The following is a 22,684-nucleotide window of genomic DNA, read 5'->3' on the forward strand; positions in this document are numbered from 1 at the left end:
ATCCTGCTACAGCTTTGCCTTCTTTATTTGCGCTTTAATTCCTCTATGCTAATCTTGTTCTTAAACCCATAGGATGCTTCGTCCACCGTTGAGCTGTATTCGAATCGGATGGAGACAACGCTCTTCACATTCAGGCACTCACTGCTCCCGTCCGGCACGTACAGTCGTATCGGAAACCCTTTTTGCAGCGGCTTGCCGTCCTGCTCATAGAGAAACGCTGCACGGTCCAGCTGCTCCCAAGGGATCGACGCTTGAAACTCATCGGCCGCTTCCACCTTCATGACAACAGGTTCGCGATCCGTTACCGCCTCCCGCCGCTTCATCCAGGCCTCATACCAGGACTTCAGTTCAAAAGCGAGCCCTTCAACGCCAGGCACACGTTCCCCAATCGGAAAATGGACAGGTGCCAAGGAGCACAGTTCCGCTACCGTGAATTGCTCCGTTCCGCCGATTTCATCATATACGGTAATCTTCATTTCAATCCCTCTCCATCTTCCATAATGGCCCTTGTATGTACAGGAAACCCTTCTATTATATCACTATCTTATGATATTATGGTATGCTGGAATAAAACGTTGGAGTGATGCGAATGAAGCTGCAAATATTCGTTTTTGCAGGGCTGGCCGAGCAGCTGGGCGGCTCTGTGGTGATCATGGAATGGGAGCCTGAAGCCGTTGTGACTCCAGCCCTCATCAAACAACGGCTGGCAGACAAGCATCCCGAAGCCGCTCAAGCCTTGGGACAAGCCTTTGTAGCCGTTAATCACAGCTATGCTCCGGACGATCAGCCTATTAGCGGGCAGGATGAAATAGCTTTGATCCCTCCTGTATCGGGAGGTCAGCCGAAGCTTGTCGAGATCACTTACGAGCCTATCTCTATTGAGAAGGTTACCGCAAAGGTACTGCATCCGAATCACGGAGCAGCCCTTACTTTTACAGGAACGACAAGAGAATGGACTCACGGCAAAAAAACATGCCTGCTTGAATATTCCGCCTACGAGCCTATGGCTCTGAAAACTATGGAACAAATCACCCGGGAGATCCATGAACGCTGGAACGGTACCCTGTGCGCCATTACTCACCGGCTCGGCAAAGTGGATGTCGGTGAAATCAGCGTCGTGATCGCCGTATCGTCGCCGCATCGGGAGGCTGCATACGAAGCGAGCCGATATGCCATCGAGCGCCTCAAGCAAATCGTTCCGATCTGGAAAAAAGAAATATGGGAGGATGGCTCCGAATGGAAAGGACATCAGCTAGGGCCATGGAACCCCTTAGGATAAGGAGAGAACCACCGATGAGCAATACCAATCATAACAGTGAATCTATCCCCCCTCAAGCTGCGGAGCGCTATTCGCGGCAGCTATTGTTTGGCCCCATTGGAGAGCAAGGTCAGGCCCGGCTGATGCAAGCCCGGGTGGTTATCGTCGGGATGGGTGCGTTGGGAACCGTACTAGCCAATCACATGGTGCGTGCCGGTGTCGGCTTCGTCCGGATCATTGACAGGGACTTCGTTGAGGCGAGCAACCTTCAGCGTCAAATGCTCTATGATGAAGCCGACGCTGCTTCCTCAGAGCCAAAGGCGATGGCTGCGGCGCGCAGGCTACAGCAGACTAACTCGCTTGTCACGATTGAACCCGTGGTGGCCGACCTCCATCCTGCCAACGCCGAATCGCTGCTTACCGACGTCGATTTGATTCTGGATGGTACGGACAACTTTGCCGTCCGTTTCCTGATCAATGATGTCAGCCTGAAGCATCGCATCCCTTGGATTTACGGCGGCGCTGTCAGCTCCCGAGGAGTATCCATGACGATCGTGCCTGGTGAAACTCCTTGCCTGCGCTGCATGTTCGGTCAAGCACCCGCCCAAGGAACGACAGAGACCTGCGATACGGCGGGGGTGATCGGGCCTATTATTCATACGGTAGCCTCCCACCAGGCTGCGGAGGCCTTCAAGCTGCTCGTCGGCGCCCACGCCCAGCTGAACCGCAAGATGGTCCACTGGGACTTATGGTACAACCAGCACGCTGCCGTGGACGTGAGCAAAGCGCGTAAAACGGACTGTCCGGCCTGCGGGCATGGTCACTATGACTATTTGCAGCAGGAGGTCGATGAGGACACGATTCAAACCTTATGCGGACGCAATTCTGTCCAAATTCAACCGGTTCATTCCGGCACGTTCCATTTATCCGACTGGGCTGAAAAATGGCGCCCGCTCGGGCGTATTGAGCTCAATCCGTTCCTTTTAAAGTTTTACCCGAACGACTCATTGACCTTGGTCCTTTTCTCTGATGGCCGATTGATAGTTCAAGGGACGGATGATCCCGTCATGGCCAAGAGCTTATATAGTCGATATATAGGAATGTAGTTGTGATATTTTTCACCGTTTCTCCCTTTTTTGTGACAAAATGCTCATATTTCGGTTGCCAATATAATACATTCTTGATACCATAACTTTATACTAGTTAGCTTATACGTACACTGTGATTGGGAGAGACGGCTATGAGAATTTCTGTCATGGATTTACAGGTTGGTGATCGAACCGGCTCAGACGTTTTTAATTGGAACGGGCTCCTTGTCGTATCCGCGCACACCGTGTTAAATGCCGATGATATTGACAAACTTCAACTGCACAACATCGATTATGTCGACATCATGATGCGACAAGCAGAGCACAGCACGGAGAAGCAGCTTCAGCCAGCCCTTTCCGAGCCAACTCAGACATTAGCTCAAACAGCTGCTTATGAGGAAGCGGTAAGTGGAATCAAGGATTTGTTCAATCAGATAACCGCTCAGGGCAAAATTGAAGAAAAACAAGTGGAGCAATGCTTTGCACCCCTTGCCAATCATTTTATCGAGCAAAAAGATGTCGTCTCTTTATTATTAACATTGAACAATAAAGATGATTACACCTACCAGCATAGTGTCCAAGTAGGCATGATCTCTTATTATATAGCCAAATGGCTAGGCCAGACAGAGGAGGAGGCCCTCTATGCAGGCAAGGCCGGTTATTTGCATGACCTTGGCAAAAGCCGCATCGATAATGCCATCCTCCAAAAGCCGGGGTTTCTGACGAAAGATGAATTCGAGCAGGTCAAGAAACACGCCGAGTACGGCCACGAAATGATCCTTGCATCCGGGCTTCCTGAGCCAATTGCCTTGGCCGCTCTGCAGCATCATGAACGTATGGACGGGACAGGCTATCCAGCCAGGCTACAAGGCCAGGACATTCATCCTCTTGCCAGAATCGTAGCGGTAGCCGATGTCTACAGCGCCATGATCTCGCATAGGGTCTATCAGGAAAAGCAGGATTTGCTGCATGTGCTTAAAGAACTGCACCGGCTCAGCTTCGGCAAGCTGGATCCTAAGATTACCCAAGTATTTATCCGTAACATGATTCCCAACTTTATTAATAAAAGAATTCTGCTTACCAATGGTGAAAACGGTATCATTATTATGACGCATCCTACGGACTTTTTCCGGCCATTGATTCAGGTTGGTGAACAATTTATTAACCTGTCGGAGCATCCTCAATTGGAGATTCAGGAAATCTATATGTAAATGACCTATAGTTCTTTTCAAGAACTAATGATAGACATTGGAACCGTTAGGTTCGGCCGGCTGAGACGCTGCGCCGCCGATAGGTAGTCCCCGACTACAGGACATCGCTGCTTCCTTCGCTTTAATGCTTTAATGGGTGTACACTGTTCAGCACAGAAAAATGAGCCATTCCCGTTTGGGAATGCGCTCATTTTTTTGTTATATAAGGCTTTCCAACCACTGAAAATAGCAATCGTTCTTTCCGAGCACATTATTTTGCTGAATACTCTTTTTCCATAAAAAATATTTATCAATATTATTTTTAATATCAAATGCATTTATTTTTATATCATGTTAGCATTCGAAATGTACCCAAAATGCTTAAGAAAGGCAGGAATGAAAGTATGAAGTATAAGGTTGAAACTCTTCCCGGCTATCGTATTGCATACATGAGACAAATCGGCCCCTATGGTCCATCCAATGCTCTGACTATGGAGAAATTAAAGCAGTGGGCTAAGGAGAACCATTTGCTTACAGGATCCGCGATCATTCTCGGAATACCACAGGATAACCCGGAAACCACCCTTCCTGAAGCATGCAGATATGATGCATGCATCGTCATTTCAAATGATTATGAAGCGGATCATTCTATTGCAGTAACTGAACTTTCTGGCGGACCCTATGTTGTTTTTCAAATTGAACATACTCCTGAAGATATTCAAAAAGCATGGATTGATATTTTTTCCACTTTACAAAAGAGCGGCTACCAAATAGACCATAAGCCGATTCTAGAACGATATACCGGTGCTATGGTTAATAATGAATTTTGCGAAATCTGCGTGCCGATCATAGCAGCACGTTGAGGATATCATGCACGGTATCCCATTCATTCCTGCTTCATTCTTTGATTGGAACACCGCCTGGGTATTTGTCATATGTTATAATTGGTTTTCCAATTTGTGACAAAGGGGTTAGCAGCACATGAATAGATTTGTGTACTATGGCTATCCGCAAGCCTATGCCTCATTCCCGGCTCCGCATTATTATCGAAATGAAGATGTTCAGCGCAAGGACACTCTGGTATTACCGAAAAATATAACGTATACAACAACTGTGGAACCTAAATTTATCGAGCATTTGATTCAACACAAAGGGTTAATGGTTAGCATTACGACAACTGTGGGCAAATTGGTAGGTACTCTGGACGATGTTTTCATTGATCACGTAGCCCTTGTAGTTCATGGAAAAAAGCATCACATTCGATTGTGCGAAATCGTTTATTTTGAAAAAGCAGTGGAGAAATAAGCTATGCTGAAATCAGTGAAGTTAACTTGAAGAAGAGAGAATAAAAAATACGTGTCCGAACGACTTGGACATGCGAATGTCAAAGTCGCTGCGGACACGTATCTGTACATTACTCGTAAGATCGAGGATGGCCTGATCCTGTTTATGCCGGGTTAACCGATAGAGCCTTCCATCTCGAACTTGATGAGACGGTTCATCTCTACGGCATATTCCATTGGAAGTTCTTTCGTGAACGGCTCGATAAAGCCCATTACGATCATTTGAGTAGCTTCCGCTTCTGTCAAGCCGCGGCTCATCAGATAGAACAATTGATCCTCGGACACCTTGGATACGGTAGCTTCGTGCTCCAGCGTAATGTTGTCGTTCATGATTTCGTTGTATGGGATGGTATCCGAAGTCGATTCCTTATCCATAATCAAAGTATCGCATTTGATGTTAGCCTTGGAGCCTGCGGAGTTGCGTCCGAAGGAAGCCAAGCCGCGGTAAGTTACTTTACCGCCATGCTTACTGATCGATTTGGATACGATTGTCGACGTGGTTTCAGGCGCCAGGTGAGTCATTTTTGCACCTGCGTCCTGATGCTGCCCACGGCCTGCAACAGCGATGGAGAGCACCATACCCTTGGCTCCACGGCCTTTCAATACAACCGCAGGATATTTCATCGTCAGCTTGGAACCGATGTTACCGTCAACCCATTCCATGGTCGCATTTTCTTCCGCCACGGCACGTTTGGTAACGAGGTTGTAAATGTTAGGCGCCCAGTTTTGAATCGTCGTATAACGGGCACGTGAGTTTTTCTTACAAATGATCTCAACAACCGCACTGTGCAGGGAGTTCGTGCTGTAAATAGGAGCCGTACATCCTTCTACATAGTGAACGAAGCTGTCTTCATCAGTAATGATCAGCGTGCGCTCGAATTGTCCCATATTCTCGGAGTTAATACGGAAGTAAGCTTGCAGCGGAATTTCCACTTTCACGCCTTTTGGTACATAGATGAAGCTTCCGCCGGACCAAACCGCGCTGTTCAGAGCCGCGAATTTGTTGTCGCTAGGAGGAACGACGGTACCGAAATATTCTTTGAACAATTCAGGGAATTCTCTCAAAGCCGTATCGGTATCGGTGAAGATAACGCCTTGATCCTCCAAGTCCTTCTGCATGCTGTGGTAAACAACCTCAGACTCGTACTGAGCGGATACGCCGGCCAGAAACTTTTGCTCCGCTTCAGGAATACCGAGCTTGTCGAACGTTTCTTTAATCTCCGTAGGAACCTCTTCCCACGTTTTGCCTTGCTTCTCGGATGGTTTTACATAGTACTGGATATCATTGAAATCCAGATCGTCCAGGTTGCCGCCCCAACGAGGCATAGCCATTTTCTCAAATTGCTCCAATGATTTCAGACGAAAATCGAGCATCCACTCCGGCTCGCCCTTCATTCTGGAAATCTCGGCAACGATCTCGCGAGTCAGGCCTTTTCCTGTTTGGAAAACCGCTTTATGCTCATCGCGAAAACCATATTTATAATCTTCCATCTCCGGCATTTTCTTTGCCATTGTTCGCCAACCTCCTTAAGTTCAGGTCACCCCAAACTAATGCTTATTGTGAGCCTGTTCGATTCCTTTGCGCAGCGCATTCCATGCAAGTGTAGCGCATTTGATTCTTGCCGGAAACTTATTCACACCGGACAGGGCTTCGATATCCTCGTACTCGAATTCCACCGATTCACCCTTCATTAGTCCGGAAAACTTCTCTGCCATCTCCAATGCTTCCTCGAGCGTCTTGCCTTTAACGGCATCCGTCATCATAGAAGCGGAAGAAAGGCTGATCGAGCAGCCTTCTCCCACGAACTTGGCGGCTTTGACGATACCGTCTTCCACCTGCATTTGCAGTTGAATTTTATCACCGCACGTAGGATTGTTCAAGTCGATCGTTACGGCTTCATCATCCAGCGTGCCGCGATTGCGCGGATTTTTATAATGATCCATAATGACTCTGCGGTATAAATCATCCAATTGCATGACCGAAGTACTCCTTTGTTTTGATTAGTGAAGCCACCAACCGGTCAATGTCATCTTCTGTGTTATAAAGATAGAAGCTGGCGCGGGCCGTAGCCGAAACGTTCAGCCACCGCATTAGCGGTTGGCAGCAATGATGTCCTGCGCGAACGGCAATGCCGTCGGCATCCAATACTGTCGCAACGTCGTGAGGATGAACGTCCCCAAGGTTAAAAGTAACCGTACCGGCACGATGGCTTCTCGGTCCGTATATCGTTAGGTCCTCAATTTCGGACATACGTTCGATCGCATAAGCTGTAAGCTGCTGCTCATGGCGGAAGATTTCATCCATCCCGATGCTTTCCAGAAAATCGATCGCCGCTCCCAAACCAACGGCACCGGCAATAATAGGCGTGCCGCCCTCGAACTTCCACGGAAGCTCCTTCCAGGTGGAATCGTATAAATCCACATGATCGATCATTTCGCCGCCGAACTCGATCGGCTCCATCGTCTCAAGAAGCGATTTCTTGCCGTACATTACGCCGATTCCTGTAGGAGCGCACATTTTGTGACCGGACAATGCATAAAAATCACAATCCAGGTCCTGCACATCCACCTTCAAGTGAGGAGTGCTTTGGGCCCCGTCCACTACCATCACGGCTCCGTGACGATGCGCAATCGCCGCAATTTCCTTCACAGGGTTTACAACGCCCAGAACGTTGGAAACATAAGTAACGGCAACCACTTTCGCCCGGTCGGTAATAGTGGCCTCTACATCCTCCAGACGAATGGAGCCGTCCGGTTGAAGCGGAATATATTTCAAGACAGCGCCGGTAGCTTTCGCTACTTGCTGCCATGGTATGAGATTGCTGTGATGCTCCATAGGAGTAAGGACGATCTCGTCACCCTCGCCGCACACGGCGCGGGCATAGCTGGATGCAGCCAAATTCAAGGCCGATGTCGTACCGCGGGTGAAAATAATCTCCTGCGTCGATTTGGCATTAATGAATTTAGCCACTTTCTCCCGAGCGCCTTCGTACGCGTCAGTAGCGCGGGAGCCCAGCGTATGGACTCCACGGTGCACATTTGCGTTATCCCACTCGTAATAATGCTTGACGGCTTCGATTACGGATACTGGTTTCTGTGAAGTGGCTGCGGAATCCAGATATACCAGCGGATGTCCGTTCACTTCCTGCTGCAGGATGGGAAATAGTTTCCGAATCTCCGACGTCTTCATTGTCCGAGCTTCCTTTCTACAAGGCTTTGCAGCTGGGATTGTACCTTCTCCATTGGAATCTCGGAAACAACAGGAGCCAGGAAGCCATAAATGACCAGGCGCTGTGCTTCTTCACGAGTAATACCGCGGGACATCAAATAGTGGATTTGCTCCGGATTTACTTGTCCTACGCTCGCTGCGTGACCTGCTTTTACATCGTCTTCGTCGATAAGCAGGATAGGGTTCGCGTCCCCGCGGGCTTTCGGACTCAGCATAAGCACTTTCTCCGTTTGCTGCCCGTTAGCTCCCGTTGCCGCTTTTTCGATCTTGGTAATGCCGTTGATGATCGCAGTGGACTCGTCGCGCATAACGGCGCGAGTGATCATATCACTGCTCGAGTTTTTGCCGAAGTGAACCGCTCTTGTCGTTACGTTCAGCTTCTGATCGTTGGTTCCGACGCAGATGATTTTCGCATCCGAATTGGAGCCGTTGCCTTTCAGAATGGAGGTCGTATCAGACATAGCATTGCCATAGTTCATTTCGCCGATAACCCAGTTGATGGTAGCATCATTTTCCACGACAGCACGGCGGTAAGTCAGATCCGTGATCGAATCGTTCAGGTTGTGTACCGAAGCAAAATTTACGGTAGCGCCCGGCTTAACGATAACTTCTACTACGCCGTTTTGAACCAGGTTGTTCAAATTGCCTTCGGAAACGAAGTTATCAACATAAGTTACCGATGCGTTCTCCTCGGCAACGATCAGGACATGCGGCGAGAAGGTTGCATCCGCATCGTCTGTTAAGAACAACGCTTGAACCGGCACTTCCACCTGTACATTTTTAGGAACGTACAAGAACACGCCGCCGCTCCAAATAGCGGTATGAAGAGCAGTGACCTGGTTTTCGTCCTTGGCTACTGCCTTACCAAAATGGCTTTTTACCAGGTCGGAATGCAGCTTCAGAGCCTCTTCAAGGCTTGTAAAAATCACACCTTGTTTAGCGAGCTCTTCCGAAGCTTTGTGATATACGATGCTTGCGTTTTTTTGCACAAGCAGATTTTCGGGATTTTCATTTTGCAGCAATGCTTTGGCCGATTCCGGCAGCTGCTCTAATGTAGTCAATGCCGCTTCCGCTTTATAGCTTCCGTAGGAACGCAGGTTCCAGCGGTCGATTCTCGTTTTTTCCAATTTCGGTAATTCCAATGATCCGGCCAGCTCCAGCGCTTCAGCGCGAAGGTTGGTCATCCATTCAGGCTCTTGTCTCGATTGGGACAGCTCCACGATGGCTTGGCGATCGATTGGAAGAATGGTTTGTGTACTCATAGATATATTCCTCCGTCGTGGACTTATTTTAGAATTTTGGAGCTGTCGTGTTCATTGGAACTTTGAATTCTTCCTCTTCTTGACCTACCGTCTCATCAACGATACCGAGCTCTTCCTTGATCCAGTCGTAGCCTTCGTTCTCCAGACGCTGAGCCAGCTCAGGACCGCCGGATTTAACGATACGGCCTTGCATCATTACGTGTACGAAGTCAGGCTTGATATAGTTCAGCAAACGCTGATAGTGAGTGATGATTAGGAAGCCGCGGTCTTCGGAACGCATAGCGTTTACGCCGTTAGCTACGATACGAAGGGCGTCGATATCCAGACCGGAGTCGATCTCGTCAAGAATAACAATGCTTGGCTCAAGCATCATCATTTGCAAAATTTCATTCCGTTTTTTCTCACCGCCAGAGAAGCCTTCGTTCAAATAACGGTGCATGAACTCAGGGTTCATTTCAAGCTCTTTCATTTTCGCTTCCATCAAGCGGATGAACTTGATCAGAGAAATTTCATTGCCTTCACCGCGGCGCGCGTTAATGGCACTACGGAGGAAGTCCGCATTAGTTACGCCCGCAATTTCACTTGGATATTGCATGGCAAGGAACAGACCTGCTCTTGCTCTCTCATCCACGGCCATTTCCAAAACATCGTCGCCGTTCAGGGAAATCGAGCCATCCGTTACTTCATATTTCGGATGTCCCATGATGGTGGAAGCCAGCGTACTTTTACCGGTACCGTTAGGACCCATTACCGCATGAACTTCTCCGCCTTTGATTTTCAGGCTTAACCCTTTCAAAATCTCTTTGCCTTCGACAGTTGCCTTCAAACCGTCTATAATAAATTCCGGTGCATTTGCCATTGTATTCTTCCTCCATTTTGAAATGAATCGTTAGATATTGTAATTCTTAGTTAATAATCATTCTAAATTGATTATCAATGATTCTCAATGTTACTATATTATATCTTACCGGGGCAAATCAATAAAGACCCATTTAGCTCATTTTTATACGGTTATGTTTCATAAGCCCGCGGGAGCCTATCCTAGCCTAAGGCAGATTTAATATTTCTCACCGCTTCTTGGAAATCTTCGTCATTCAGGACCGCACTGCGCCCTACTCCGTCAAGACGGGAGCTGTTCAGCTCAATCCAGGATTTGCAGCCGCTATATTCAGCCAGTAACGGCAGCCGGACGGGTTCGGCAAGCTCGTACACTCGAAGCAGCATGACATGCAAAGGCTGTGTTCGTTTCCACTTCAGTCTTTCCTCGGCGAACGAATCCGTCCATAGATGAAAAGCCGCCAACTTATCAAGCTGCTCCTGACTCTCTACTAATATGTCTTCAGCAAGCTCGGCGTAACAACGAATCGTCACCTCCGTATCCTCAACGCTCCAGTTCTCCAGGGTCTTGTCCAGCACCGGCTGGTCTTCCGCCTTGATCCACTGTTTTTTTTGATGCTCATATGTAGGAAACAGATAGAAGCTATCGCTCTGCACTTGAAAGTGCCTTGTTTCTTCCCGAATGCCGCCTTTGCGCATAATGAGAATTTGCCTTCCGCTTCGCAATGCTTCCACTGCAACCGCCCATTCTTTTAAAGCTGCAGGTGGGGTACTCACTATGTTCCATCCTTTCCTGTTATAGCCTCATTTAATCTTGCTGTCTTGATGAAATCGTATAATGAAAAAGACTTCTAAAGGTATAATTATAAGATTTCATTTCCGTTCAAGCAACTGTTGCCAGGCATAAAAGAAGTGAAAAAACGCGAACCTATACCTGCGTACACAAACTCACTTCAAGGAGGATGAAGCATATGAGAGAAGGACTCATTCCTACTGTATTGGGTACGGCTGTAACGGCTTCAGGTGTAGCACTGCGGGGAAAATATCCGATGGCTGCGGCGGCGGTCGCCGGATTCGGACTTGCACATGTCGTGTTGGGTGCAATTGATTTGGTGGAGCACCGCCGCGGCAGAATAGGATAACCGGCTTCAGATCAGGCAAAAAAACCTAGCGTCACGTTAGGTTTTTTTGTTCTATATTTTATTATTGTAAAGACTTTATTCCATGCTCCTGCACATTGCGTATGATCTGCAAAGCTTCTGAACGGGTCAGCCCTTCCTGTCCTGCGAATCCCGCAGCGCCGTTATCGGTTCTTCCTTCCGCGTAGGATTTCGTGAGCAAGTAACCGATCGCTTCATCATTAAGCAAAGGCTCCCCATCGGCTGCCGCAACAATTTCCGCCATAGATTCTCTTGTGATCATTTGGCTCCTTGCCGCCCGGTTCTCCGCCCCCTTCACGGGATATTTGTGCTCCATAGCAAAGGTGTACAGACTGTCCGACCATCCCGCTCCTGAATTGGAATCCGTTTTGTGCCCGAAGGCCTTAAGCAGCATACTCAAGAACTCTTCCTCGCTAACCTGACGATCTGGCTGGAACTTCCCGTCTGCGTAACCGTCGACAATCCCTTTCGCTATGCCCCACTTTACCGTAGACTCTGACCAATGACCTGCTATGTCGGGGAATTGGATATCGGAAGGCTTCTGGTTCGGCTCTCCTTTATTTCCGGTATCGGCAGGAACGGTGGCTTCCGGGGCTGAAGGTCTGGAGGATGGCTTTTCTTTATCATCCGGTTCGACAGACACCTTGTTAATATAGAAGAATTTTACATCATATTTCAACTCCGCTGCCTCGTCAGAGGAAGTTTTCAAACCGGTAACCTTCACTGTAAACACATCGCCATCACGAATTTTGTCCAGCTCTTTGGGTTGAAAATGAATCCGGTCTCCCCAATTCACACCCAATTGAAGATTCAAGTACAAGCGGTGTGAATCGTCCGTGCTTCGAGAAGTCCATTTGTATTGATCCGATTGGCGCGTTAACTCCACATAAACTTCATCTTTTATTTGTGAGAAAGAAGCAGAACTCAGCATGATGGTCCAGGCTTGATTTTCTCTAAACACATCTGCAGGAAAATAGCCTTGGGCTGGGTAGGGAATGTACGAATAATTAAAAACATCTCGGCTGCTGAGATCCGTAAAGTCCAATACGGTATAATAGGCCTGATTATCTCTTGAGGCTAATCCTATGCCGATTTTTTTCAAATAAGGGTCTAGCAGCTGAAGATTGGGACCGGTGGTTAATCTATCTTTGCCATACCCACTTTTGTCAGCTCCGTAATATTCCTCTTTAAACAGGTCAAAAATAGAGCCGCCCATATATCTATCTATTGCCTTAGCTGCTTTATTTCCTCTAGAAGCATCTACTGTGATCACGTTGCTATTTCTGGCCGAGGACCGGGCAATATAGTAAAAATCATTATCCATGTTCTTCGGTTGTTTGGGTTCTTGAGTAAGATTTCCATAAACAGCTGCACTGATTACGGCTCCGTATTGTGCAGATCTTGAAAAACCCTCTTCCAGCTCCAGATTATCCGGCAGCCCGCTAATATATCGATAAAAATTAGCTCTTGCCAAGCCGCCTCTCAAATAGCTGATATTCACTTTTCCCGGACTGTACTTCTCTGTGCTTATGACGGGGATTTCATCGTATATCTGGCCCTGGTAGCCTTCCGGATTGTAAGTGGCCCATTTACTTTCAATGGATTCCTTAGTTCTAACTGGTAGTCCCGAATCTACTGTTTGAGCGTAACCTACAGCCGATATTGTACAAGCCATGCTTGCTCCGAGCAGCAGGCAGGCGATAATTCTTTTTTTCACCTGAATCCATCCTTCCCATGAAAAATTCGGTTATTGTAAAGACTTTATACCGTGCTACTGCACGCCCTTCACGGGATATTTGTGCTCAAGAGCAAAGGCATACAGGCTGTCCGACCATCCCGCAATTGGAATCCGTTTTGTGCCCAAATGCTTTAATCAGCATGCTTAAAAACTCTTCCTTACTAACCTGGTTATCGGGATGGAACTTCCCGTCTGCATAACCGTCCCATGCCTAGCAGAAAACTACCAACTTGCTTTCGATTCAATCCTCTCCACCTCGTTTTCTTTATATGGTTTATTTTCCATTTTTTATCATATCATTTTTTTATACCTTTAGACACTGCTTTGGCTTCGATGCTGATTCAGGTACTGTAAGGAGAATTGGAATAAAAAAAGCACCCTGCTCTAGCAGAATGCTCACCCATAAACCTATTAAATTGTTTGTTTAGCGGCCGGAGTTCACATAAAATTTGGAGGCTTCATGAATTCTATCGTATTGCTGTTGATTCGCTTTCATGGGATTTGCGGCCACAGGCTGGTCTTCGTCCGCGTACATTCCGAGGGCCAATACGATACTTAGCGCAGCAGCGCCGCAAAGAATTCGAAGCAGAATATTCATAAGGGAGCCATACCTCCTAGTCATGCCGTCGTTATTGATCTGATACTATTGTAAAAATCGTGCATTATGGGGATATTATCGGAGCATGAATTTTTTGTAAAAAAGCCGTCTCGAGGAAAACACAGATTATTCCGATTTATATATAAGGAATTAACATGAGAGAGTCTATTCCAACCCCGCACAATTTGCTATACTATGGGATGATAGTTTTACGGACTACAGCAAGCCTCATTTCCGCTTTACCCAAAGGAAGCGATGCTGACAAAGCCAGTTTGCACCGCAATTTCATGCATGCATTTGAAGCCGGTTTTGCTCTTGCAAAACTTTAATAAAACCTTAAGGAGGCATCATACACCCATGACTTCATATCACGCGTTAACGGAAGCTGAAGCGGTGGAATACGCAAGAGGTATTCCCAACCTGTTCACTGCAGGCAGCGAACTAACGAGCAAAGAGATCGGCGACGGCAATCTTAATCTCGTGTTCCATATTACGGAGCCGTCCACCGGCAAAAGTATCATTTTGAAGCAGGCCCTCCCTTATGCCAAAGTCGTTGGGGAATCCTGGCCTCTCTCTCTGGACCGCGCAAGAATTGAGAGCGAAGCGTTGATGATCCAGGAGTCGCTCTGCCCGGACCTCGTCCCTCATGTGTTTGTATACGATAAGGACCTGGCTTTGACGGTGATGGAGGATCTGAGCGATCATGTCATTATGCGCAGAGGGCTGATCGAAGGCAACCGCTATCCGCTGTTCGCCGGTCATATCGGCCGTTTTTTGGCCCACACGTTGTTTTACACTTCCGATCTAGGAATGAACCAGCAGGACAAGAAATTGCGTGTTCAGCAGTTTATTAATCCGGATTTGTGCAAAATTACCGAGGATCTGATCTTCGACGACCCGTACCGGAATGCCGATACGAACGATGTGCCCCCTGCTATTCAAGACGCCGTAGAAGCGATCTGGAACGACCAGGAGCTGCATCTGGAAGTGGCGATTTTGCGCAATGGATTTTTGACCAAAGCCCAGGCGCTGCTGCACGGCGACTTGCATACCGGCAGTATTTTTATCAAGCCGGACTCCACGAAGGTTATCGACCCTGAATTTGCCTATTACGGGCCGATGGGCTTCGATATCGGGGCCGTGTTCGCCAACCTGCTTCTGAACTTTGCCGCTCAAGAGGGCTGGAGCAAGGACGAAGCGTCGCGCAAGGATTACCGCACCTATTTGACGGACACCATCAAGGAAAGCTGGACTGTATTCGAGCAAGAATTCCGCAGGTTGTGGAATGAGCACGGCGTCGATCGCGTATCCAAAACGCCAGGCTACCAGGACTGGTACATGCAGCAGCTTCTGCAGGATGCTATCGGTTATACGGGAAGCAAGACGGTTCGCCGGGTTCATGGATTGGCCCAAGTGGCGGACATTAACAAGCTGGAGGATGCGGCAGCCAAAGAACGCGCTCAGCGCATCGCTCTGCGGATCGGGACTGCGCTGATCAAGCATCACCGCAAAGCCCAATCCATCGACGAATTGATCGATATCGCGTGGAAGGCCGTACAATAATACGAGTCTAGCTATACCAAAGGAGATAACTACATGAATACAACAGAGAAGCAAACGGCGGATTGGCTGCAATCGGTTCGTTGGAATTCGGCGGAAAACCGTCTCGAGCTGCTGGATCAAAGGCTGCTACCGGATGAGATTGTTTATCTGGAGCTGACGACATCGGAGCAGGTATGGGATGCGATCAAGCAGCTTGCGGTACGCGGAGCGCCGGCGATCGGCATCTCGGCCGCCTATGGCGTGTACCTCGGCGTCCGCGGCGTGAGCGGAAGCCGTGAGGAGCTGCTTGACGCTGCGGTCAAGCAGTGCGAATATCTCGCGACGTCGCGCCCGACGGCGGTGAATTTGTTCTGGGCGCTCGACCGCATGAAGCTGCGCGCCCAGGAGCTCGCTTCCGCCGGGACGGAGCCGGAAGCGTTGAAGCAAGCGCTGCTGGATGAAGCAAAGCTCATCCAGAGCGAAGACGAGGAGACGTGCCGCCTCATCGGCGAGCACGCGCTGTCCTTGTTCGAGGACGGCATGGGCGTCCTCACGCACTGCAACGCGGGCGGCCTTGCCACGGCCCGCTACGGCACCGCCCTTGCGCCGATGTATTTGGCGCAGGAGCGCGGCATCGGCCTCAAGGTGTTCGCCGATGAGACGCGCCCGGTGCTGCAAGGCGCCCGGCTGACGGCGTTCGAGCTGCAGCAGGCCGGTGTCGATGTCACGCTCATTTGCGACAATATGGCCGGCGCCGTCATGAGCAAGGGCTGGGTACAGGCCGTCATCGTCGGTACGGACCGCGTGTCGGCGAACGGCGACGTGGCCAACAAGATCGGCACCTATAGCGTTGCCGTACTAGCCAAGGCTCACGGCATTCCGTTCTATGTCGCCTGCCCGATGTCGACCATCGACTTGAACACGCCTACCGGCGCGGATATCCCGATTGAAGAGCGGCATGAAGACGAAATCACGCAAGGCTTCGGAAAACGGACCGCACCGAAGGGCATTAAGGTATACAACCCTGCGTTCGATGTGACCCCTAACGAATACGTGACCGCTATTATTACGGAAAAAGGGATCGTTCGCGCACCGTTCCAGGAAAACTTGAAAAAGCTGTTCGAGGAGTAATCCTCCAGCTAACCCTAAACCAGAGCCGGAATCCTTCGACAGGATTTCGGCTTTTTTCGCACTCTTTTTCGGCAAGCTTCCTTCAATCGACCGGTTTTTTCCGTGCATTAATCTCCCCTTAAGTTTAAATTCACATTTTTTTCACAAACCGTTGATAAAGTTAAAAAGCAGCAAGGTAGAAAAGCTGAAATGTCGGAAAGGAGAAGCAAGAATGGGATTACTGCGCAGTAAAAAATGGATAGCCGTCGTCATCGGGCTGGCTCTTTGCGGTGGCGGTACATATTACTATTTGTCCAATAACACCAAAAAACCGGCTGCCAGCGCACAGGAAAAGGTAGCGGAGATTAAGAAGGGCGCCATTACGTCCTCCGTATCAGGTACTTCTCAATTTGAAGCGCGTGATGTCCAAAATATTATTGCTCCTGTAGAAGGAACGATCAAAACGATGAATTTGACCCGCAATCAGCAGGTCAAAAAGGGAGATGTCCTGTTCGTTATCTCCGACTTGAGTCTGGAAGCGAATCTGCAGGAAGCTCAAGTCAATCTGCAGCAGCAGGAGAAGGACCTCGAAGATTTGAGAACTCAGCAGAACAGCCTGAATATCTACGCCCCGATCAGCGGCACGCTGACATTAACCTCCAATCTGGATGTCGGCTCCAATGTGAGCAAGAACGGCCGTATCGGAACGATATCGGATATTTCGTCGATGACGACCAAGCTCCCGTTCCTGCTGGAGGATGCGGTTCAGCTCAAGAAGGGCGACACCATAGACCTGACCATTGACGGCTTCAACTTGACCAAAACCGCCGTCGTCGAATCCGTAGGACAACAGCCGAAAGGCGATGCAAACGGCAGCAAGTTGCTCGATGTGGAAATATCCGTGAAAAATGACGGCACCCTCGGCGCAGGCATGAAGGTCAAAGGAAGCGCTGTACTAGGCGGCAGAACAGCTCAATCCACCGATAAAGGCACCCTGGATTTTGTGAAGGTGGAAAGCGTCCTCTCCGCTGCCAGCGGTATTGTGAACAACGTCAATATCAAAACCGGCAATTACGTCAATAAAGGGGACCTTATCGTTTCCATTACGAACGACACGCTGCAAAACGATATTTTGAACAAGCAGGCGGCGATTGAGAGACAGAAGATTACCATCAAAAACTATCAGGACAAGCTGGACCAATTAACGGTTACCGCTCCGTTTGACGGCATCTTCTCCACGGACTTCGCCAACAAAAAGACCAACGTGCTTGCGAGCTACCCTGCAGGCTCGACCATTGAGGCGAATACGCAGCTTGGCGCCGTAGCCAACCTCGATTATATGCAGCTTCCCGTACAAGTCGACGAGCTCGATCTGCCTAATGTGAAGGTCGGCATGAAAGCGACGGTGAAGGTGGACTCGATTTCAAACAAAATCTATGAAGGCGAAGTCAATCAGGTCTCTACGGTCGGTACGACCACAAACGGCGTGACCTTCTTCGATGTCGGCATCTCCGTCAAGAATGACGGGCAGCTGCGTAACGGAATGACGGCCACTGCCGAGATCATTACGCAGGACAAGAAAGATATTTTGCTGCTTCCAATCGAGGCCCTTCAACAACAGCAGGGCAAACGTTACGTAACGCTGATGAATGCGGACGGAACGAAGGAAGAGAAGCATGAGATCAAGATCGGTATCCGCAACAAGCTGTATATCGAAGTTACCGACGGGTTGAAGGAAGGCGACAAGGTTGTGATTCCGGTTACCAAGAAAAACAATACGGCGACGCAAGCCGATATCGATAAAATTCGTCAGCAGTTCCAGCAAGGCGGAGGCGCAGGCGGTGCAGGTGGTGCCGGCGGCGCAGGCGGTGCAGGTGGTGCCGGCGGCGCAGGCGGTGCAGGTGGTGCCGGCGGCGCAGGCGGTGTGCAGTTTATCCAAAGAGGAGGAACCGGCGGGAATAGCGGCGGCGGTGGCGGCGGCCGTTAAGCAATAGCATGGAAAGGAGGATCTCCCTATGGAAGCTATCATTGAATTGAAAGACATCACGAAATCATACGAGCGAGGTGCAGAGAAGCTGCAAATCCTCAAAGGTGTATCAATGACGGTCACAACGGGTGATTTTGTGGCCATTGTCGGTCCCAGCGGATCGGGTAAATCCACGCTCATGAACACGATCGGCCTGCTGGACGTTCCTACCTCCGGCTCCTACAAGCTGGACGGCGTAGCCACGGAGAAGATGAGCGACAATCAATTGGCCGAGTTTCGCAATAAAAAGATCGGCTTTATCTTTCAGCAGTTTAATCTGCTGCCCAAGTTGAACGCCATTGAGAATGTTGAGCTGCCCATGATCTATGCAGGAGTCAGCAAAAAAGTCCGGCGGGAAAAGGCGCAGGCAATGCTGGAGCTGCTCGGCATGGGCACCCGCGGCCACCACAAGCCGAGCGAGCTCTCGGGCGGTCAGCAGCAGCGTGTTGCGATCGCGCGAGCCTTATCCATCTCCCCCTCGCTACTGCTGGCGGACGAACCGACCGGGGCCTTGGATTCAAAGACCGGCAACGAAGTGCTGGAGCTGATGATCAGGCTGAACGATCAAGGCAATACCATCGTACTGATTACCCATGATAATCATATAGCCGAGAACGCAAGACGGGTAATCTCTATCCGTGACGGAGAGATTGTCCGGGACGAACGGCTTCGTCCTCTTCCCTCGCAGCCTGCTGAAGTCAAGCACGCAGTAGAGGTGATGAGATGAAGCTGCCCGAACTTATTTATATGGCGATGCGTACCGTCGTGAACAATCCGATGCGTACCCTGCTGACCATGCTCGGGGTTATTATCGGCGTCAGCTCGGTCGTAACTCTCGTCTCTATCGGACAAGGGACTTCAGCAGCCATTGAAAAGCAATACGAAGCACTCGGAACGAACCTGATCGTCGTTAACGTCATGGGCGTCGGACGCGCAACCCAGCTGGATTATAACGATCTGATGCAGCTGGAGCAGCTTCCCGAAATTCAGACTATTGCCCCGACGATCGTCAAGGGAAGCTCCAATATTAAATACGACCACACGCAGGAGAAATACACTGTGGTGGGTACGAATGAAAATTATTTAAGCCTTATGAAGGGCGAGGTCGCCTCAGGACGTTTTATCGCTGCGGCAGATCTCGATTTCCGCAATCAAATAGCCGTATTAGGCTCCACGGTAGCTCAAAAATATTTCGGGAACCTGGACCCGGTCGGGGAAGACATCAACATTGACGGTATCGTCTTCACCGTTGCCGGTGTTCTTAAGGAAAAGGGCTCCAATATTGGCGGGGGCGTATCGCTGGACGATTCTGTCTTCGTCCCGCTGGTTACCGCTCAAAGGTCCTTCAAACTTGGAAACATCCGTACGACCTATTTGGAGGCTCCTACGAAAGAACAGCTGTCTCAGGCCCAAACAACGATTACGCAGTATTTGACGTATAAATTCAAATCGGACTCCGGATTCCAGGTGATGAACCAGGATGAGCTGATGAAAGCCCGTGTCGCTGCGTCGAGCTCCTTGAACAATCAGTTGATCAGCGTAGCCTGCATTTCGCTGCTCGTCGGCGGCATCGGGATTATGAACATTATGCTCGTCACTGTCAGCGAACGGACGCGGGAGATCGGCATCCGCAAATCTATCGGAGCCAAACGCCGCAATATTCTGATGCAATTTCTGATCGAAGCGACGGTCATCAGCGGCCTTGGCGGCATTATCGGACTGCTGCTCGGCTGCGGACTTTCGCTCGCCTGGCCTTATTTCAACCCGAAACAGGAGACCCAGCTGTCGTTCGAGGTCGGGCTGTACTCATTCTTGTTCTCGGTAGCCGTTGGCATGATCTTCGGTCTATATCCGGCAAACAAAGCTTCCAAGCTCCGTCCGATCGACGCCCTTCGTACCGACTGACTAGTGCTACAGATAACGAAACATGGGAGGAGAATTCTGTTGAAAGACAAATCCAAGAAGCCGCCGTTCAGAGCGAGAAAAACAACGTTACTTTGCACGCTCGCCGTTTGCACCGCGTTAATGGCCAACGTCCCGTTGGCTTCTGCCGGCAAACCAGGAGTGTTTATTGCGAACGATACCTACTTTACATTGGAGAACGCAACCTTCACTGCGGGATCTGAATCGTCCGCGCTGCAATTTTCTATCAAAATGCACAACGGCAGCGAAGGTGCGGTAGATTTTAACGGTTATGGCGTTCAAATTATAGACGAACAAGGCAGCAGCTACCCTGCCAAGCTGACAAGCAAGCAGAATGCCCGCGTTAGCCCGGGTCAGGAGCAGCAATACAGCTTCGTTTCCCAGCTCGGAAAAAACGCCACCGCTCAAAATCTGAAGGTTCAGCTGTTCGCATGGGATTCGGGCTCTCCGACCTTTACCCGTACCATAGGCGAGCTTCCTGTATCCTCCGCGGTATCCAGCGAGCTCGATCCTGCCAAGCTGATGCTCATTTCGTTGAAGGATGTTGACTCCTCTTACAGCCAGGATGCCTTGGTCGCCATGCGGCTTGGCCAAAGCTATCCGGTGACGGAGAACGGGGTCCAATATTTGTTCACCGACCTGTATGTCCGAAATGCAGGATCATCGAACTTCCAGCTCCCATCCGGATTGCAATTCAGACTGAAGGGCAGCGATTCTATAACCTATACCGCCTCCCTGGTCAACGGCGGACAAGACACGTTGATCCCGGATAAGCTGACAAAGGTGAGACTCCGTACACCGGTGCCGGCTTCCTTCGATGCTAATTCCTATGCTCTGGAAGCCTTCTATACGGAGGATTCCGTGGACCGCGTGGCCGGCAGCGTCCCTTTAACCGGCACAATTGCCACCGTAGCGCTTGGAACTGAGCAGCCTTATTCGCTGTATGGTACGGACAAAGGCTTAAAAATCAAAGCCGAACAAGCAACGTCTACAAGACAAAATGACGGCTTCCTTGTCCAAAGCACCGTGACCCTGCGCAATGACGGCAGCGAGGTTCTTGCACTGCCTGCATTGTCAGCCACCTATTTGCTTGATTCGGAGACCTTGGCCGCTTCGGTGCAGGATAAATCCGTAACCACCGGATTTTTGGCTCCGGGCCAGTCCGCTACTTATAATTTTTCCGTACTGGTGCCTGGCGGGATCGATCCTGCCTCCGTTAAGCTGGCTTTGATGGAATCGCCGGGCAGTACCTCCTCCGGTTCCAGTTCAAATTCAAGCTCAAATAACGGAACGGGCAATTCCAGTACGAGCAGTTCAAAAGCATCGACAAGCTCCACGACAGCCAACAGCTCAAGCACGTCAGGAGCAGCCAATGAATCAACAAATGCGAATTCATCCAGCAGCAGCAGCAACAGTAACAGCAGCTCCAGCAAAAGCAGTGTCAGCACCGTCAATGTCAACAGCTACCCTGTCATGATCATTGATCTGAAGGGGATTCAGCGGACCAACAGCGCAGTGGTGCAGGCGAAGCCTTATCAAATGGGTACTCCGCTCAGCCTGGCGCCGAACGGCTTGATTGACAAGAACCTGGAAATTTCGCTTGTGGAGCTGCACATGCACGAGAACACGGATTACGGCTATAAAACAGCGATCGCCAAATATAAAATTACGAACAAAGGCAATGGAACGCTGCCTATTCCGGATATCGGCACCGAGCTGGTGAATGAATGGGGAGAGTCGTTCTCCGGGGTGAAGCAATCCTCCTCGGCCGCCACGATTATGCCTAACACCAGCTATGTCGTCAGTTACTCCTATATGATTCCGACCGATGTAACCGGGCAAAGCCTTGCCTTGAACGTCATAGATCCGAAGTCCGCCGCTCCTAACAAGCTGTCTATCGGTTCGTTCCAGGTAGCCGTCCAAAGCGAATCGAACGACAAGGTCATCAGCTTCTATCCGTTCGAGGTCTCCTTCGACGCCTACAGCATCGCAACCTTGTACAACAGCGGATATGTATATCAGCTGAGTCTGGACCTTAACATCACCCGTAAAGACCCTGTCATTGTAGATCAGAACTTCTCCAAAATGGAGTTTGACCTCGTAGACGGGCAAGGACGTATTCTGGGCTCCACCTCGGCCAGCTTTACAGGCACAGAGAAGCTCGTTAGTGGAAAGCAAAAAATCAGCTTCTCCAATATTAAGACCGAGGAGTTCGATAATAAGCTGAGCATCAATGTGTATGAAACCATTGAAACGCCTTCCGGCACGGCCAAACGGCTTGTGAAGCAGCTGACACAGGATTGGGGCAATTAATGCCATATACCCGATGGGCAAGCTTGGTAACACCATAGCACTACCCAAGATAAACCCTCGTAAGCAG

21 protein-coding genes are annotated in these 22,684 nt (G+C 49.7%); 12 read left to right on the forward strand and 9 right to left on the reverse strand.

The features are described from left to right. Positions 1-23: 23 nt before the first annotated feature. On the reverse strand, positions 24-476 hold the full coding sequence (locus ABEA66_RS05915; RefSeq protein ID WP_345586888.1) for a hypothetical protein: 453 nt from the start codon (positions 474-476) through the stop codon (positions 24-26). A 113-nt stretch (positions 477-589) separates the two neighbouring features. Here ABEA66_RS05915 and ABEA66_RS05920 point away from each other — a divergent pair, with 113 nt between their 5' ends. The 5 genes from ABEA66_RS05920 (at position 590) to ABEA66_RS05940 (ending at position 4,841) form a co-directional block, all read left to right on the forward strand. Continuing rightward, positions 590-1,279 (forward strand): molybdenum cofactor biosynthesis protein, encoded by a 690-nt coding sequence (locus ABEA66_RS05920; protein WP_345586889.1) that lies wholly within the window; start codon positions 590-592, stop codon positions 1,277-1,279. Between the two features lie 14 nt (positions 1,280-1,293). Then, on the forward strand, positions 1,294-2,364 hold the full coding sequence (locus tag ABEA66_RS05925; protein WP_345586890.1) for a ThiF family adenylyltransferase: 1,071 nt from the start codon (positions 1,294-1,296) through the stop codon (positions 2,362-2,364). A 134-nt stretch (positions 2,365-2,498) separates the two neighbouring features. After that, positions 2,499-3,557, forward strand: coding sequence for an HD-GYP domain-containing protein (locus ABEA66_RS05930; RefSeq protein ID WP_345586891.1), 1,059 nt, complete (start codon positions 2,499-2,501; stop codon positions 3,555-3,557). Positions 3,558-3,940: 383 nt separating this feature from the next. Beyond that, entirely contained in the window at positions 3,941-4,399 is a 459-nt protein-coding gene (locus ABEA66_RS05935; RefSeq protein ID WP_345586892.1) for an AraC family transcriptional regulator, read from the forward strand. Positions 4,400-4,517: 118 nt separating this feature from the next. Continuing rightward, the gene (locus ABEA66_RS05940; protein ID WP_079908360.1) at positions 4,518-4,841 is read left to right on the forward strand and encodes a DUF2642 domain-containing protein; all 324 of its coding nucleotides are present in this window, start codon (positions 4,518-4,520) and stop codon (positions 4,839-4,841) included. A gap of 152 nt (positions 4,842-4,993) precedes the next feature. On the opposite strand, the gene sufB is transcribed toward ABEA66_RS05940, so the two are convergent. The 6 genes from sufB to ABEA66_RS05970 form a co-directional block, all read right to left on the reverse strand. Next, a complete protein-coding gene (gene sufB / locus ABEA66_RS05945; RefSeq protein WP_079908359.1) occupies positions 4,994-6,391 on the reverse strand; it encodes a Fe-S cluster assembly protein SufB in 1,398 nt (465 codons plus the stop codon). 36 nt (positions 6,392-6,427) lie between these two features. After that, positions 6,428-6,856: a Fe-S cluster assembly sulfur transfer protein SufU gene (gene sufU, locus ABEA66_RS05950; RefSeq protein ID WP_079908358.1), complete on the reverse strand. Its 429-nt coding sequence runs from the start codon at positions 6,854-6,856 to the stop codon at positions 6,428-6,430. Continuing rightward, a complete protein-coding gene (locus ABEA66_RS05955; RefSeq protein ID WP_079908357.1) occupies positions 6,843-8,069 on the reverse strand; it encodes a cysteine desulfurase in 1,227 nt (408 codons plus the stop codon). Before ABEA66_RS05955 ends, sufU begins: the two co-directional genes overlap by 14 nt. Continuing rightward, positions 8,066-9,370, reverse strand: coding sequence for a Fe-S cluster assembly protein SufD (gene sufD, locus ABEA66_RS05960; protein ID WP_192701166.1), 1,305 nt, complete (start codon positions 9,368-9,370; stop codon positions 8,066-8,068). Before sufD ends, ABEA66_RS05955 begins: the two co-directional genes overlap by 4 nt. 28 nt (positions 9,371-9,398) lie before the next feature. Beyond that, entirely contained in the window at positions 9,399-10,229 is an 831-nt protein-coding gene (gene sufC / locus ABEA66_RS05965; RefSeq protein WP_079908355.1) for a Fe-S cluster assembly ATPase SufC, read from the reverse strand. Between the two features lie 182 nt (positions 10,230-10,411). Next, positions 10,412-10,984, reverse strand: a complete 573-nt coding sequence (locus ABEA66_RS05970; RefSeq protein WP_079908354.1) for a DUF1802 family protein — start codon at positions 10,982-10,984, stop codon at positions 10,412-10,414. Positions 10,985-11,178: 194 nt separating this feature from the next. On the opposite strand from ABEA66_RS05970, the gene ABEA66_RS05975 reads away from it, so the two are divergent. Next, a complete protein-coding gene (locus tag ABEA66_RS05975; RefSeq protein WP_079908353.1) occupies positions 11,179-11,349 on the forward strand; it encodes an asparagine synthase in 171 nt (56 codons plus the stop codon). Between the two features lie 61 nt (positions 11,350-11,410). Here ABEA66_RS05975 and ABEA66_RS05980 read toward each other — a convergent pair whose 3' ends face one another. Both ABEA66_RS05980 and ABEA66_RS05985 read right to left on the reverse strand, forming a co-directional pair. Further along, positions 11,411-13,084: an S-layer homology domain-containing protein gene (locus ABEA66_RS05980; RefSeq protein ID WP_345586893.1), complete on the reverse strand. Its 1,674-nt coding sequence runs from the start codon at positions 13,082-13,084 to the stop codon at positions 11,411-11,413. Between the two features lie 445 nt (positions 13,085-13,529). Continuing rightward, positions 13,530-13,703: a hypothetical protein gene (locus ABEA66_RS05985; RefSeq protein ID WP_179135834.1), complete on the reverse strand. Its 174-nt coding sequence runs from the start codon at positions 13,701-13,703 to the stop codon at positions 13,530-13,532. Positions 13,704-14,060: 357 nt separating this feature from the next. On the opposite strand from ABEA66_RS05985, the gene mtnK reads away from it, so the two are divergent. The 6 genes from mtnK (at position 14,061) to ABEA66_RS06015 (ending at position 22,617) form a co-directional block, all read left to right on the forward strand. Further along, positions 14,061-15,266 carry an S-methyl-5-thioribose kinase gene (gene mtnK, locus ABEA66_RS05990; RefSeq protein WP_192701168.1) on the forward strand — a complete coding sequence of 402 codons (1,206 nt, stop codon included), beginning with the start codon at positions 14,061-14,063 and terminating at the stop codon, positions 15,264-15,266. A 33-nt stretch (positions 15,267-15,299) separates the two neighbouring features. Then, positions 15,300-16,376 carry an S-methyl-5-thioribose-1-phosphate isomerase gene (gene mtnA / locus ABEA66_RS05995; protein ID WP_345586894.1) on the forward strand — a complete coding sequence of 359 codons (1,077 nt, stop codon included), beginning with the start codon at positions 15,300-15,302 and terminating at the stop codon, positions 16,374-16,376. Positions 16,377-16,587: 211 nt separating this feature from the next. Then, a complete protein-coding gene (locus tag ABEA66_RS06000; RefSeq protein WP_345586895.1) occupies positions 16,588-18,342 on the forward strand; it encodes an efflux RND transporter periplasmic adaptor subunit in 1,755 nt (584 codons plus the stop codon). 28 nt (positions 18,343-18,370) lie between these two features. After that, a complete protein-coding gene (locus ABEA66_RS06005; protein ID WP_345586896.1) occupies positions 18,371-19,108 on the forward strand; it encodes an ABC transporter ATP-binding protein in 738 nt (245 codons plus the stop codon). Continuing rightward, positions 19,105-20,286: an ABC transporter permease gene (locus ABEA66_RS06010; protein WP_079908347.1), complete on the forward strand. Its 1,182-nt coding sequence runs from the start codon at positions 19,105-19,107 to the stop codon at positions 20,284-20,286. Before ABEA66_RS06005 ends, ABEA66_RS06010 begins: the two co-directional genes overlap by 4 nt. Before the next feature lie 39 nt (positions 20,287-20,325). Beyond that, on the forward strand, positions 20,326-22,617 hold the full coding sequence (locus tag ABEA66_RS06015; RefSeq protein ID WP_079908346.1) for a hypothetical protein: 2,292 nt from the start codon (positions 20,326-20,328) through the stop codon (positions 22,615-22,617). Positions 22,618-22,684 lie beyond the last annotated feature (67 nt).

The organism is Paenibacillus vulneris (genome assembly GCF_039543185.1).
Taxonomy (GTDB): Bacteria; Bacillota; Bacilli; order Paenibacillales; family NBRC-103111; genus Paenibacillus_S; species Paenibacillus_S vulneris.

Coding starts and splice junctions, on each gene's coding strand:
- sufC (WP_079908355.1), bottom strand. CDS start 10,229: ATGGCAAATGCACCGGAATTTATTATAGACGGTTTGAAGGCAACTGTC.
- sufD (WP_192701166.1), bottom strand. CDS start 9,370: ATGAGTACACAAACCATTCTTCCAATCGATCGCCAAGCCATCGTGGAG.
- ABEA66_RS05975 (WP_079908353.1), top strand. CDS start 11,179: ATGAGAGAAGGACTCATTCCTACTGTATTGGGTACGGCTGTAACGGCT.
- ABEA66_RS05920 (WP_345586889.1), top strand. CDS start 590: ATGAAGCTGCAAATATTCGTTTTTGCAGGGCTGGCCGAGCAGCTGGGC.
- ABEA66_RS05955 (WP_079908357.1), bottom strand. CDS start 8,069: ATGAAGACGTCGGAGATTCGGAAACTATTTCCCATCCTGCAGCAGGAA.
- ABEA66_RS06010 (WP_079908347.1), top strand. CDS start 19,105: ATGAAGCTGCCCGAACTTATTTATATGGCGATGCGTACCGTCGTGAAC.
- ABEA66_RS05925 (WP_345586890.1), top strand. CDS start 1,294: ATGAGCAATACCAATCATAACAGTGAATCTATCCCCCCTCAAGCTGCG.
- ABEA66_RS05985 (WP_179135834.1), bottom strand. CDS start 13,703: ATGAATATTCTGCTTCGAATTCTTTGCGGCGCTGCTGCGCTAAGTATC.
- sufB (WP_079908359.1), bottom strand. CDS start 6,391: ATGGCAAAGAAAATGCCGGAGATGGAAGATTATAAATATGGTTTTCGC.
- mtnA (WP_345586894.1), top strand. CDS start 15,300: ATGAATACAACAGAGAAGCAAACGGCGGATTGGCTGCAATCGGTTCGT.
- ABEA66_RS05940 (WP_079908360.1), top strand. CDS start 4,518: ATGAATAGATTTGTGTACTATGGCTATCCGCAAGCCTATGCCTCATTC.
- ABEA66_RS05930 (WP_345586891.1), top strand. CDS start 2,499: ATGAGAATTTCTGTCATGGATTTACAGGTTGGTGATCGAACCGGCTCA.
- sufU (WP_079908358.1), bottom strand. CDS start 6,856: ATGCAATTGGATGATTTATACCGCAGAGTCATTATGGATCATTATAAA.
- ABEA66_RS06000 (WP_345586895.1), top strand. CDS start 16,588: ATGGGATTACTGCGCAGTAAAAAATGGATAGCCGTCGTCATCGGGCTG.
- ABEA66_RS05915 (WP_345586888.1), bottom strand. CDS start 476: ATGAAGATTACCGTATATGATGAAATCGGCGGAACGGAGCAATTCACG.
- ABEA66_RS05935 (WP_345586892.1), top strand. CDS start 3,941: ATGAAGTATAAGGTTGAAACTCTTCCCGGCTATCGTATTGCATACATG.
- ABEA66_RS06005 (WP_345586896.1), top strand. CDS start 18,371: ATGGAAGCTATCATTGAATTGAAAGACATCACGAAATCATACGAGCGA.
- mtnK (WP_192701168.1), top strand. CDS start 14,061: ATGACTTCATATCACGCGTTAACGGAAGCTGAAGCGGTGGAATACGCA.